General features: G+C 67.4%; 12 protein-coding genes. 6 read left to right on the forward strand and 6 right to left on the reverse strand.

Features of this window, described 5'->3' with window-relative positions; genetic code table 11:
- Positions 1–6: 6 nt before the first annotated feature.
- The 3 genes from AC3IR9_RS03420 to AC3IR9_RS03430 form a co-directional block, all read right to left on the reverse strand.
- On the reverse strand, positions 7–1,344 hold the full coding sequence (locus AC3IR9_RS03420) for a YcaO-like family protein (protein WP_489294059.1): 1,338 nt from the start codon (positions 1,342–1,344) through the stop codon (positions 7–9).
- Positions 1,341–1,895 (reverse strand): hypothetical protein, encoded by a 555-nt coding sequence (locus tag AC3IR9_RS03425; RefSeq protein ID WP_489294060.1) that lies wholly within the window; start codon positions 1,893–1,895, stop codon positions 1,341–1,343. Before AC3IR9_RS03425 ends, AC3IR9_RS03420 begins: the two co-directional genes overlap by 4 nt.
- A gap of 66 nt (positions 1,896–1,961) precedes the next feature.
- Positions 1,962–2,804 carry a hypothetical protein gene (locus AC3IR9_RS03430; RefSeq protein ID WP_489294062.1) on the reverse strand — a complete coding sequence of 281 codons (843 nt, stop codon included), beginning with the start codon at positions 2,802–2,804 and terminating at the stop codon, positions 1,962–1,964.
- A gap of 76 nt (positions 2,805–2,880) precedes the next feature.
- Here AC3IR9_RS03430 and AC3IR9_RS03435 point away from each other — a divergent pair, with 76 nt between their 5' ends.
- On the forward strand, positions 2,881–3,531 hold the full coding sequence (locus AC3IR9_RS03435; RefSeq protein WP_489294064.1) for a phosphatase PAP2 family protein: 651 nt from the start codon (positions 2,881–2,883) through the stop codon (positions 3,529–3,531).
- A 152-nt stretch (positions 3,532–3,683) separates the two neighbouring features.
- Here the strand turns inward: AC3IR9_RS03435 and AC3IR9_RS03440 are convergent, their stop codons facing one another.
- Positions 3,684–4,649, reverse strand: a complete 966-nt coding sequence (locus AC3IR9_RS03440; RefSeq protein WP_489294065.1) for a ribokinase — start codon at positions 4,647–4,649, stop codon at positions 3,684–3,686.
- A gap of 26 nt (positions 4,650–4,675) precedes the next feature.
- Positions 4,676–5,974, reverse strand: a complete 1,299-nt coding sequence (locus tag AC3IR9_RS03445; protein ID WP_489294067.1) for a NupC/NupG family nucleoside CNT transporter — start codon at positions 5,972–5,974, stop codon at positions 4,676–4,678.
- 193 nt (positions 5,975–6,167) lie between these two features.
- Between AC3IR9_RS03445 and AC3IR9_RS03450 the strand changes: the two genes are divergently transcribed.
- From AC3IR9_RS03450 to AC3IR9_RS03470, 5 genes are all read left to right on the forward strand, one after another.
- Entirely contained in the window at positions 6,168–7,136 is a 969-nt protein-coding gene (locus tag AC3IR9_RS03450; RefSeq protein WP_489294069.1) for a potassium channel beta subunit family protein, read from the forward strand.
- Between the two features lie 388 nt (positions 7,137–7,524).
- On the forward strand, positions 7,525–7,722 hold the full coding sequence (hemP, locus tag AC3IR9_RS03455) for a hemin uptake protein HemP (protein ID WP_019182448.1): 198 nt from the start codon (positions 7,525–7,527) through the stop codon (positions 7,720–7,722).
- Positions 7,723–7,892: 170 nt separating this feature from the next.
- Positions 7,893–10,127, forward strand: coding sequence for a TonB-dependent hemoglobin/transferrin/lactoferrin family receptor (locus tag AC3IR9_RS03460; RefSeq protein WP_489294071.1), 2,235 nt, complete (start codon positions 7,893–7,895; stop codon positions 10,125–10,127).
- A 5-nt stretch (positions 10,128–10,132) separates the two neighbouring features.
- Positions 10,133–10,729, forward strand: coding sequence for a Hemin transport protein (locus AC3IR9_RS03465; RefSeq protein WP_489294073.1), 597 nt, complete (start codon positions 10,133–10,135; stop codon positions 10,727–10,729).
- 43 nt (positions 10,730–10,772) lie between these two features.
- Positions 10,773–11,714, forward strand: coding sequence for a DUF6607 family protein (locus AC3IR9_RS03470; RefSeq protein ID WP_489294074.1), 942 nt, complete (start codon positions 10,773–10,775; stop codon positions 11,712–11,714).
- 451 nt (positions 11,715–12,165) lie between these two features.
- Here AC3IR9_RS03470 and AC3IR9_RS03475 read toward each other — a convergent pair whose 3' ends face one another.
- Positions 12,166–12,519, reverse strand: coding sequence for a DMT family protein (locus AC3IR9_RS03475; RefSeq protein ID WP_489294075.1), 354 nt, complete (start codon positions 12,517–12,519; stop codon positions 12,166–12,168).
- Positions 12,520–12,596: the final 77 nt, after the last annotated feature.

Below are 12,596 nucleotides of genomic sequence, written 5' to 3' on the forward strand. Positions count from 1 at the left end.
CGTGGATCAGCCCAATGGATGCGGAAAAGGATTGGGGACGTCGCCGCTGTGCGGCACCCCGGGATAACGCCATGCCACGTCCCGGCAGCGGCCGCCGAGAAACGGCGCACGCTCGTCGGCATGCAGGCCACTGAGTTGCGGCGACAGCACCCGCATCACCCGCAGCCCGGCCGCGGCTACATCGGTGGTGGTCAACTCGCGGTAGTACAGCGCGATACCGGCACTGCCCAGCCGGCGCCGCAGCAGATCCAGCTCGCTGATCGCGCGCTGCGCCGGGGGGCGGACCGCGCAGCCCGGCGCAGGCAGCTGCAACGTGCTGTCGCCCGCATCCCGCAGCAGCGGCAGTTGTGGCCACAGTTCCGGGCGCAGGGTGTAGAACGCGGCATGTTCGTCGAAGCTGCGCAGCGCGGACGGTTCGCGCGGAAGCCGGTCGCTTTGGCGGCCACATAGATGCGCGGCAAAGGTCAGCGCCTGCTGCCATTCCAGCAGCGCCTTGTGCAGCGCCTCGCCCGGATCGGCGCGGCAGGCGATGCCGAGTACGTGTCGGGGGCGGCCTTCAAACGGGATGCCGCCAGCGACCGCGATCACCGGGTGCGGGTTCCATTGCTGGGTCAGGTCGAAGGCCTGCAGTTGCCCACCGCGCTCGCGTACATGGGCGTGCCATTGCGCCGGCAGCGCGATGCGCCGACCGGCCACGCCATTGAGCCAGGTCACCGCCAGCGCATCGCGTTCGAGCAGTTCCTGAGCCGCGCGCAGCAGCGCCAGCCAGGCGCCATCGCGGCCATCACGCCAGGCCGCCAGCCCACTGGACGTCGATGGCAATCGCGCCTGGCCGCTGCGCGGCCCCAGCCCGACCAGTTCCTGCGGCACCCAGGCCACCCGGTTGTCATCCAGCGCATGCACCGCCGCGAACAGGTCGTCGTCGTGTTCGGGCATTGGCCACGGAAAGCCCGGTGTTGCGCGCTGGCTGGCCGAGAACAAGGCGAAGGCCGATTCGTCCAGGCGTTGTGCGGGCGTCAGCGCATCACGCCGACGCACCTCGAACCCCGCCTGCGCCGCCGCCAGTCGCTCCAGCGCCTCGGCGACCGCGCCGTCAGCGGCCGCATCGGCGTCCAGGGCAACCGCGCCTGAGACGCTCTGCCAGGGATTGGCCGGGTCGGCCGGGGTGGCGGCATTGTGCACCGGCCGTCCCTCGAACAACGGGCCGGTGGCATCGCAGGCGCTGGCCTGGATCGGCTGCGCCGGGCGCACCAGACCGCAGCGCGGACGCGCCGCGCCATGCAGCAGGTGCGAAGACAGCGTGGGGGTTTCCGGCGCCGCCGCCTTCACGGCGGCGTGGCTCATTTCATCACGCTCAGCCAGAGCATCATCTCCAGCGCGCTGGCGGCAAACAGGCCCAGCAGCAGCGCGATGCCGATACCGATGCCGCGCCCGAGCGGCCGCCCCGAGCGCTCGTAGACGATGGCGTAGATACCGACAAACACCCCGACGGCGACGAACAGGCCGAATATCGAGCTGCCGATGCCGATGAAAATGCCACCGCCGAGCGCTGCCAGCGGCAAGGCGAACAGTCCCAGCAGCAGCCGTGCCGTGCGGCTCAGTCCGGCCACCGGCACTACGGGTGTGGCTGCCTCTGGCAGGTCCGGATCCGGCACGATGGGCGGTTCCTGCAGCGACGCAGGCGGCTGGGCGCGAACGCCGGTGTCGCTATCGCCGGTATCGGCCGTGGCGGGCGCTACCGGTACCAGCGAGCTGAGTACCACCGCCGACAGCACCGAGCTGCCGATCAGGGTGACGACGCAGGAACTGCAGGTGGTCGACGTCGAGCCGCCGCCTGCCGCGGCAAGATCCTGGCGCGAGGCACTGGCATCGAACTGGGTAGGCAGGCGATACATTCGGTCACTCCATTGACGGATGCGCAGACACCCGGTGCGTGAGGCCCACTATAGCGCCAGCCCGGATCACCAGGGCAACGACAGCGGCGGCGGCAGCAACGCCTCACCGCTCTGGCAGGCGGGGCACCAGGGTAGCCGCAGCACCCGGTCGCGCTCGCCGTGCAGGCGATCCAGGTCGAGCCAGACGCTGCGTTCGAGATAGCCCAGCAACAGCGGCGGCTGATCCAGCAAAGGCGCGACCAGCGCTGCAATCCGTGCCGGCTGCGCGGCGACCGCCGGCATCGCCGGCACCGCCGCGTCGCCCCAACGGCGCAGCACCCGGTTGCCGAGGCAATACACGCAGGCACTCTGGCCGGGCACCACGTACGGGCCGAGCGCGAGCGTGTGGTGATAGCTGAGGTCCAGCAGCAGATGCGGTTGTGCCGGCATCTGTGTGCGGTAGCGGGCCAGTGCCTCTTCCCAGCCGAGCCCATGCCGGACCAGCACCAGCAGGTCGGCATCGGCGGCGGCATCGACGCGCTGCAGATCCGCGCTGGCATGACGGTCGAAGGCGTCGGCCAATCCGGGCAGCGGTTCGCCCAGCCACGCCAGTGCATAGCGTCGTACCCGGTGCACGGCCTGCAGCGGCACCAGCACGCCGAGGCGGATCAACTGGCGGACCGCCGGGCCGCATTCGGCATCGTCCTGCAATAGCGGCAGGGTGTCGTTCCGCCAGTGGTCAAGCACCCGTTCGACAACCGTCGGGGTATCGGCCTCATCGACCACATACACCTCGTCGGCGCCACCGGACACCAGCAGCAGCTGGCGCTGCACATGCGTCTGCGAGAACAAGGCCCAGGCCGGGTTGCGCGTCCAGCGCTGCTGGCCAGCCGGCGGGCATGCTTGTTCCTGATTACCTGCTGCTGCCACCGTGCCTGGTCCATGCATCCGCCGGAACGCAAGGATAACGGCAAACAGGTTCGCCACGTTCTGCTACGGTGCGCGCGTGCCTGCACCCTCTGTCGCCAACGCTTCGGTCCCCCAGCCGCCCTGGCGCGAAGCCCTGTTGTGGATGCTGCTGCTCGGCGCGATGTTCATCCATGGCTATAGCTGGAGCAACCAGTGGGCCGCCAGCCAGGCCCAGACCTACAGCCTGCACGGGCGCTGGGACGATGCGATCCCGTTCTGGGCCTGGACGATCTGGCCCTACCTGGCGCTGAACCTGCTTTACCCGCTGACCTTCTTCATCTGCCCGACCCGATCGGCGTTGCGCCGCCATGCGCTTGCCATCGCCCTGGTGCAGGCCGGCTGCATGCTTGCCTTCGTGTGCTGGCCGACCGGCAATATTCGGTTGTTGCCGCAGCCCGATGGCGCAAGCGGGTTGCTGTTCGCACAACTGCGGGCGTTCGAGGCACCGTTCAACATGGCCCCGTCGCTGCATGCCGCCGTGCTGGTGCTGGTGTGGCAGGCATGGCGGCGCTGGTTGCAGGCCGATGCCGCGGCGTTGCGCTGGCTGTGGCATGGCGCCTGTGGCCTGATCCTGCTGTCGACCCTGACCACCTGGCAGCATGATCTGCTGGACGTGCTTGCCGGACTGCTGGTCGGGGGGCTGGCGCTGTGGATCAGTGCGTCGGTGCTCAAGGCAAACGCCACGTAGAGCCGACCGTTGGTCGGCTGCCGTGGACACCAGAGGACAGACCGCAGCCGACCAACGGTCGGCTCTACACCGCAGCCGACCAACGGTCGGCTCTACACCGCAGCCGACCAACGGTCGGCTCTACGTGGGGTGGGTCAACTTTGTGGAGACGATCAGGCCGTGGCGGCGTCTGCCGGGGTGAAGTGCGGCATCGCCACGGCGGCGCCTTCCTTCTCGGTGGAGCGGCCGGCGAACTGGTTGGCAAAGCGCACGTGGCGGATGAAGGCCGCTTCCGGGTCCTGCGCGATCGAGGCGCACAGGGCGCCGTTGAAGGCGTCGCCGGCACCGGTGGTGTCCAGCACCTGGACCTGTTCGGCGCCCACCCGGTAGTACGGCTGGGTGTCACCGCGCAGGGTTTCTTCGGCGTGCGACACGAACACGCCCACCGCACCGAGCGTGACCACCACCGTGCCGGTGCCGGTCAGCTTGCGGCACAGTGCGTGCAGGCTGGCACCGTCGAGTGCGGCAACGTCGTCGGCATCCACGCGCTCGCCGACATGGCGGCCGAGCAGGGCGGCGAACTCGGTCTCGTTGGGCGTCAGCACATCGGCCAGCTTGAGCAGGCCGATGCTGGAGGGGGCATCGGCCGGTGCGGCGTTGAGCACGGTGATGGCACCGCCCTCACGGGCGATCGCCAAGGCGGCTTCGATGGTTTCCACCGGCGATTCCAGCTGGGCCAGCACCACCTTGGCGCCGCCCAGCGCGTCGCGCTGGGCCTGGACGAAGTCCACGCTCAGCGCCGCATTGGCCCCCGGGCCGATCACGATGGTATTGCGGCCACGCGCATCCACATAGATGCCGCCGGTGCCGGTCGGCTCGCTGCTGGCCTCGGCGGTCAGCGTGAAACGGTCCTGTGCGGCCAGCCCGCGCGCCATCGCACCGCCAGCGTCATCGCCCAGCGCGCACAGGAACGTGGTGGCCGCACCGGCACGGCGGGCCGCCACGGCCTGGTTGAAACCCTTGCCGCCGGGACCGGTGCTGTAGCGGCCGGCAATGGTCGCACCCGGGGCCGGGAGCGACTCGCAACGCCAGACATGATCCACATTGAAAGAACCGACAACGACGACAGTGTTACTCATAAATACTGCTTCTCAGGGAGCGGATATCAGCTGAAATGGGTCAGCACGCCGGCGATGGTCGCCGTCATGAAGGTGGCGATGGTACCGCCAAGCACCGCGCGCAGGCCGAACTTGGCCAGGTCGTGGCGACGTTCCGGGGCCAGTCCACCAATACCACCGATCTGGATGGCGATCGAGCTGAAATTGGCGAAACCGCACAGCGCGTACGTGGCGATCAGGCGGCCTTCGGAGGACAGGCTCATCCCCGGCACCTGGCCGTTGACGATCTTGGACAGCTCCGAGTACGCCACGAACTCGTTGATGACCACTTTCTGGCCGATCAGCGAGCCCACCGTGGTGGCATCGGCCCACGGCGTACCGATCACCCAGGCGATCGGGGCCAGCACGTAGCCGAACAGGGTCGACAGGTCGGTCGGGCGACCGATCACGGCCTGCAGGCCGCTCACTTCGCCCAGCCAGGTCAGCGGGGCGTTGAGCAGGGCGATCAGGGCGATGAAGGCCAGCAGCATCGCGCCGATGTTCAGCGCCAGCTTGAGGCCGTCACCGGCACCGGCGGCGGCCGCGTCGATGATGTTGCTGGAGGTCTTCTCCACTTCCATCTTGACCGTGCCGCGGGTGAGCGGGGTACCGGTTTCGGGCACCAGCAGCTTGGCCACCACCAGGGTTGCCGGGGCGGCCATGATGCTGGCGGCCAGCAGATGCTTGGCGTAGAACGCCTGCTGCACCGGATCGTTGCCGCCGAGCATGCCCACGTAGGCGGCCAGCACGCCGCCGGCGATGTGCGCCATGCCGCCGATCATCATGGTGATCAGTTCGGACTGGGTCATCTTGGCGATGTAGGGGCGCACCGTCAGCGGGGCTTCGGTCTGGCCGATGAACACACTGGCGCAGACGCTGGTGGTTTCCGCGCCGGACACGCGCATGATCTTGGTGATCGCCCAGGCCATGCCGCGCACGATCCCCTGCATGACGTTGAGGTGGTACATGACCCCCATCAGCGCCGAGAAGAAGATGATGGTCGGCAGCACCTGGAAGGCGAAGATGAAACCGAACTGCTCGGTGTTCATCAGGCTGCCGAAGATGAAGCTGGAGCCTTCATTGACGAAGCTGAGGATCTTGACGAAGCCCTTGCCCAGCGCGTCGAACACATCGCGGCCACCGGGCACCAGCAGCACCACCGCAGCAAAGGCGATCTGCAGCGCGATACCGGTGACCACCAGGCGCCAATCCACCGCGCGCTTGTTGTTCGAGAACAGCCAGGCGATGCCGATCAGCACCACCAACCCGAACAGGCCGAAGCCAATCCTGCCCAAACCTTCGACCATGAGACTTCCCTTGGGGCGCCGCGAAAAACGGGAAGCCTATAGCGGTGGCAGGGGCGGGGCAAGGAAAAGCGGCGTCCACGAGCCGATCGGCCGTGATCAGGCAAGTATCCATAAGGGTTTGCGCGTTCTGCCCGGCTACACTGGCGGGCATCGTTCCGGCCCGGTTGCGGGCTTGCAGCAAAGGAGAATCCCCATGCAATACCGGCGTCTTGGATCCACCGGCCTGAAGCTGTCGGCCCTGTCCTTCGGGGCCTGGGTCACCTTTGGCGACCAGATCGGCCGCGATGAGGCCCGCAACCTGGTCGCCAGCGCCTGGGACCACGGGATCAATTTCTTCGACAACGCCGAGGGCTACGCGCGCGGTCGCGCCGAGCAGGTGATGGGCGATGTGATCGCCGACCTGCGCCTGCCCCGCGACGGCTTCTGTGTGTCCAGCAAGGTGTTCTTCGGGGCGGTGGACGAGCCGCGCCCGACCCAGCACGGGCTGTCGCGCAAGCACGTCACCGACGCCTGCCACGCCGCGCTCAAGCGCCTGCGGGTGGACTACCTGGACCTGTATTACTGCCACCGCCCGGACCCGGACACTCCCATCGCCGAGACCGTGCAGGCCATGGACACGCTGATCGGGCAGGGCAAGGTGCTGTACTGGGGAACCTCGGAGTGGTCGGCCGCGCAGATCCAGGAAGCGGTGGCCATCGCGCGCGCGCAGCACCTGCACCTGCCGTCGATGGAGCAGCCGCAGTACAACCTGCTGCACCGCGAGCGGGTCGAGCAGGAATACGCGCCGCTGTACGCCGACCCGGGCCTGGGCACCACGATCTGGTCGCCGCTGGCGTCGGGCCTGCTGACCGGCAAGTACAACGATGGCGTGGACGCACAATCGCGCCTGGGCCAGGGCCAGCTGGGCTGGTTGAAGGACATGGTGCTGGACCCGGCCGGGCAGCGCCTGGACAAGGTGCGCCGCTACACCGCGCTGGCCACCGGGCTGGGCCTGTCGCCGGCGCAGCTGGCGATCGCCTGGTGCCTGCGTAATCCGAACGTCTCCAGCGTGATCCTCGGCGCCAGCCGGGTAGGCCAGCTGGAAGAGAATCTGGGCGCGTTGGACCTGCTGGCGCAGGTGGATGCAGCGGTGTGGCAGCAGGTGGATGCCATCTTCGCCTGAGCTGGGCAGCGGCGGGCGGGGCGTTGGTGGGGGCAGCGCGGTGTCTTCGTTGCGGCCTTTCGCGAGCGTTTGGGCCCCTTGGAGGCCGGCAGGCCCTTGGCGCAAATGTCCCCCGGCCGCCTGGCGGCCTCCTCCTTTATTTTGCCCAAGGACCTGCCGGCCTCCAAGGGGCTCGGCTTGCGGTAGGTCACCACCCGTTGGTGGTGACGCGGACGCCGGCCGTGCTCGCAATTCCTTGCGACGGCGCGTTGCTTGCATCTTTGCGATAGGTTGCGTGAATCGAAATATCGAATTCAATCATCAATACCATCGATCAAGATGAGAATGGGTGTTGATTGTCAACTGAGAATCATTATCATTTGACTCGCCCCTCGCACGAGTCCAGACAATGAACACTCAAGCTGCTGTACTGCTGCGCCCCGAAACGCTGACCCTCCGCGACCGTCCGGTGCGTGTGGTCCCGCCGGAAGAAGTGATCGACAGCGAAGCCCTGCTCAAGGGCCGCCGTGAAATCCTGATCCAGCACGGCGACCGCTTCTATCGCCTGCGTCATACCAGCAACGACAAGTTGATCCTGACCAAATAACGGCCCTGCCTCCCCCGCGGGAAGGCGACCAGGCGTGCGGCCGCGCGATCACCTGGCTTCCCGGGCATGACGTTACCCACAGCTCTCTCCCCCTCGATTCTTCGTCAGCGGCTTGGGTCGCTGGCGTCGGTCGGGGGTCTCCATCCGCGTCCAGCCGATCGCCGCCCACCATGAATCTCCGCCCCCATGCCCTGAGCGCCGCCTTGTGGCTGGCGTTGCCGATGGCCGCGCATGCCGCCGCCGATGCGGCGCCCGACGCGCGCCAGTTCGACCGCGTGCAGGTCACCGCCACGCGCACTGCGCGCGCGCTGAGCGATGTGCCCGCCACCGTCGATGTAATCGATCGTGAGCAGCTGGACAACCACCTGGTGCGTGACCTCAAGGACCTGGTGCGCTACGAACCGGGCCTGTCGGTGACCAGCAGCCCGGCGCGGTTCGGCCTGGGCGGCATCCGCATCCGTGGCCTGGACAGCAACCGCGTGCTGATCCAGACCGACGGCATCGCCATGCCCAAGGCCTTCGCAATCGGCAGCTTCTCCGACGCCAACCGCAACTTCACCGACCTGGAAACGCTCAAGCGCGTGGAAATCGTGCGCGGGCCCGCCAGCGCGCTGTACGGGTCGGACGCCCTTGGCGGCGTGGTCGCCTTCGTCACCAAGGACCCGGCGGACTATCTCACCGACGGGAAAAACAGCTACGTCGGCCTGAAGTTCGGTTACGACGGGCAGTGGCAAGGCCTGCTGGGCAGCGCCACCACCGCCTTCGGCGGCGACCGCTGGAGTGGCATGGTCAACGTCAACCACCGCCAGGGCCAGGAAACCCGGAGCATGGGTGACCGGCGCAGCAACGACAGCACCCGCACCGCTGCCAACCCGCAGGACCGCGACGGCCGCAGCGTGCTGGCCAAACTGGTCTTTGCGCCCAGCCAGGACCAGCGCTTCAAGCTGACCGTGGAAGGCAACGAGGACAGCGTGGACACCGACGTGCTGTCGTCGGTGGCGCCGCCCGCCGCCGTCGTCGCTGCCACCACCACTACCGCGATGAAGGCACGCGACCACCAGACCCGGGCCCGCGTGTCGTTCGGCCACGAGATGGACAACCTGGGCCAGGGCTTTGCCGATGACCTGTCCTGGCAGGTATACCGGCAGGACAGCGAAACCACCCAGCGCACGTATGAAAACCGTGGCAGCGGCGACAACGCCAGCCGCCGCGAGCGTGAATTCAACTTCGACCAGCGCGTGTATGGCTTGCAGGCGGTGTTCCACAAGAACCTGCAGACCGGTTCGGTCGAGCATGCGCTGACCTACGGGCTGGAAGGCACCTGGACCGACACCCACCAGAAGCGCGATGGCTTCCAGGTCAATGCCAAGGGCCAGGTCAGCACCACGATCGTGCCCGACACCTTCCCGGTACGCGACTTCCCGATCAGCAGGACCACCGAGCTGGGCCTGTACGTGCAGGATGAAATGCGCTTCGCCGATGGACGCCTGTCACTGGTGCCCGGCGTGCGCGTGGACCATTACGAACTGCGCCCGGAAACCGATGGCATCTTCGCTACCGACAACCCCGGCGTGGCCGTGTCGGACCTGACCAAGACCAGCGTGTCGCCGAAACTGGGCCTGGTCTGGCGCTTTGCCGACCAGTGGTCGCTGTTCGCCGGGTACGCACATGGCTTCCGCTCGCCGCCGTTCAATGACGTCAACCTGGGCTTCACCAACGTGCAGTTCGGCTATACCGCCATTCCCAACCCCGACCTCAAGCCGGAAACCAGCGATGGCCTGGAACTGGGCGTGCGCTTCATCGGCGCGACCGCGTATGCAAGCGTCAGCGGCTACTACAACCAGTACAAGGATTTCATCGAGTCGCAGGGCTTTGTCGGGTTCAACAACCAGGGCCTGCAGGTGTTCCAGTCGCGCAACGTGGCCGATGCGGACATCTACGGTGCCGAGCTGAAGGCCGGGGTCGAGTTCGGCCAGCTCAGCAGCGCGCTGGAAGGCTGGTCGTTGAACGGTTCGGTGGCCTGGGCGCACGGCCAGAACAAGACCGAAGACGTGCCGTTGTCGACCATCGACCCGTTGCGCGGCACCGTGGGCCTGGCCTTCGACCGCGACCGCTGGGGCGTGGAACTGGTGGGCACCTTCGCCCAGCGCAAGAACCGCCTGCCGCCGGCCGCCGTGGCCAACACCACGCCGTTCGCCCCGGCCGGTTACGGCGTGCTGGACCTGATGGCGCACTGGGACTTCGCGCCGGGCGCCAAGCTCAACGTGGGGGTGTTCAACCTCGGCGACCGCAGGTACATCGACTATTCCGGGATCACCTCGTCGCTGGTTTCCACCAGCAGCGTGGCCGATCGTTTCACCAACCCTGGCCGCACCGTGTCGGCCAGCCTAGCCGTGAGCTGGTAGCCGCCATGAGCCGAGCCTTGTCTGCCGTACGTCCGTTCGCCGGTGCACGCAGTGCGGCACCGTTGCCATCGCCAGCGCAGTTGGCGGCGTTGGGCACCGTGCTGTGCCTGTACCGGCCCGACAGCAGCGAGCTGGGCGGCTGGAAGCACGCGGTGTCGGCCCATGCCTGCCAGGGCATGGACAGCGAGGGCATCCGTGAAAGCCTGTGTTTTGCCGACGCGCGCGGCCGCTGCTGCTGGCGCCTGTACCTGCTGCCCGACAGCGATTTCCTGGCCTGGGACCGGCTGGTGACGGCGTTCCCCGCGCGGCCGGAGCCGGTCAACGATGGCGGCGTGGCCGAGCGCCTGTGGCGCCGGCTGGCCACGCGCCTGGGCGGTGAGCCGTGGCGGATGTGTGCGCTGCGCCTGCATGCCAACGAGGGCCAGGGGCTGTCGGCGAGCCTGGCCTCGCTGTCGGCACTGGGCGCGACGGCGGCGCGGCGTATTGCACGGGTGGAAGGCGCAGACGGTGCGTTGTGGGTGGACGACTGCTGCTGCGCCACGGCGGCGCGCCAGGCGCTGGCGCCACTGGACCGTAGCGCACCGCCGCTGGTGCGGTTGTAACCAACACGATGCAATGCAAGCCAACCTTGAAGGAACTCCTTGGATGAAACGCCAGATAGCCAGTGCGTGGCTGCTGCTTGCCAGCAGCGGTGTGGTCTACGCCCAGCCCTCGAACCTGCAGCGCGACCACGACAGCATCGTGGCGATGAAGGGCGAGTACGTAGTGGACTTCGCCTTCGACGAGACGGTGTTGTTGAAGCCGGGTTACGAGCGCGCGCCGGCCGTGCGCAGCGGGGGCAATGAGGTGGTGATCGTGGTGGAGGACAGCCCGAAGCGGGTGGTGCTGCAGCACCTGCTGGTGGATCCCAGGAGCGGGCATGTAACCAAGCACTGGCGGCAGGATTGGGTATACGAGGCACCGGGCCGGTTCGAGTTCAGCGCTGACCAGACCTGGCAGGTGCGGACGATTGCGGCAGCGGTCAATGCCGGTGCGTGGACCCAGTGCGTGTACGAGGTGAGCGATGCGCCGCGCTACTGCGGCACGGGCAAATGGGCCTACGACAACGGGGTGGCGACGTGGACCAGCGATCTGAGCTGGCGCCCGCTGCCGCGCCGTGAGTACACCCGGCGCAGCGACTACAACGCGCTGTCGGTGGTCAACCGGCACACGCTGACGCCGAACGGGTGGACGCACGAGCAGTTCAACACGAAGATCCTGCGCAATGCCGACGGCAGCCAGCAGGAGATCGCCCGCGAGTTCGGCTTCAACGATTACAACAAGACCACCGAGGTCGACTTCAAACCCGCCTATGACTACTGGACCGCCACCGCCAGCTTCTGGGCCAAGGTGCGGCAGCGTTGGGACGGGTTCCTGGGGCAGGCCCCGGGCGTACACCTGAAGACGAAGCTGGACGGGATGGCGATGATCATTCCGCTGTTTACCCAGGCCCAGGACATCCAGGACGGCAAGCCGGTCAAGGACGCCGACATCGACAAGGTGTTCAAGCAGTGGGTGGAAAAAGCGCCGGCTGAGGCTGCGCGCTGATTCTTTTTCCAAAGCCAAAGCCAAAGCCAAAGCTCTGGCGTCTTGGCTGCTGGCGCAGGAGGGTACCGGGTAGCCCCGGCCGGGACACGCCGTGAACCCATCCATGGGGGCTCGTGTACAACATCCATGTTGTACACGGTCCCGGCCGGGGCTACCCGGCACCCTCTGCTCAGATCGCCTGTGCGGCAAGAAGATCAAGTGCGGCTGCACGTTGGCAATGCAATGTCATGCGCGGCTGCGCTCCCAGCCGCCCAAGGCCATCTCGAAGAAGGGCAGCGGATAGCCGCGCCCAGGACCGTTGGGCGCCATGGATGGCGCTCACGAGCCCCCATGGATGGGTTCACGGCGTGTCCTGGGCGCGGCTATCCGCTGCCCTTCACGCAGTGAAATCAAGACGCCATGAGCGCAACCGACCAACGCTCAGTTGGCCCCGGAGCGATGGCCTCGCCCATCACTCCTTGAACATCAAAAACGCCGCCACCAGGATCAACCCGAATGCCGCGTAGTGGTTCCACTTCATCGGCTGGTCCAGGTACACCGAGGAGAACACCGCGAACACCACCAGCGTGATCACCTCCTGCATGCCCTTCAGCTGCGGGGCCGAGTACACCGCGCTGCCCAGGCGGTTGCCCGGCACCTGCAGGCAGTACTCGAAGAAGGCGATGCCCCAGCTCACCAGGATCACCGTCATCAACGGCGCGCTCTTGTACTTGAGGTGCCCGTACCAGGCGAAGGTCATGAAGATGTTGCTGCCGAGCAGCAGCAACACGGGGTACAGGTAAGCGCTGAGCGGCGTGCCGGGCATCCGGGCGGTCTCGATGGGATAGGGGCGCGCAGCATAGCGCCACGCACCCCGGCCGCGTGTCAGCGCCGGCTGAACGC

This window comes from Stenotrophomonas sp. GL_101 (assembly GCF_057835675.1).

Coding starts and splice junctions, on each gene's coding strand:
- AC3IR9_RS03420 (WP_489294059.1), bottom strand. CDS start 1,344: ATGAGCCACGCCGCCGTGAAGGCGGCGGCGCCGGAAACCCCCACGCTG.
- AC3IR9_RS03425 (WP_489294060.1), bottom strand. CDS start 1,895: ATGTATCGCCTGCCTACCCAGTTCGATGCCAGTGCCTCGCGCCAGGAT.
- AC3IR9_RS03440 (WP_489294065.1), bottom strand. CDS start 4,649: ATGAGTAACACTGTCGTCGTTGTCGGTTCTTTCAATGTGGATCATGTC.
- AC3IR9_RS03445 (WP_489294067.1), bottom strand. CDS start 5,974: ATGGTCGAAGGTTTGGGCAGGATTGGCTTCGGCCTGTTCGGGTTGGTG.
- AC3IR9_RS03450 (WP_489294069.1), top strand. CDS start 6,168: ATGCAATACCGGCGTCTTGGATCCACCGGCCTGAAGCTGTCGGCCCTG.
- hemP (WP_019182448.1), top strand. CDS start 7,525: ATGAACACTCAAGCTGCTGTACTGCTGCGCCCCGAAACGCTGACCCTC.
- AC3IR9_RS03460 (WP_489294071.1), top strand. CDS start 7,893: ATGAATCTCCGCCCCCATGCCCTGAGCGCCGCCTTGTGGCTGGCGTTG.
- AC3IR9_RS03465 (WP_489294073.1), top strand. CDS start 10,133: ATGAGCCGAGCCTTGTCTGCCGTACGTCCGTTCGCCGGTGCACGCAGT.
- AC3IR9_RS03470 (WP_489294074.1), top strand. CDS start 10,773: ATGAAACGCCAGATAGCCAGTGCGTGGCTGCTGCTTGCCAGCAGCGGT.
- AC3IR9_RS03475 (WP_489294075.1), bottom strand. CDS start 12,519: ATGCCCGGCACGCCGCTCAGCGCTTACCTGTACCCCGTGTTGCTGCTG.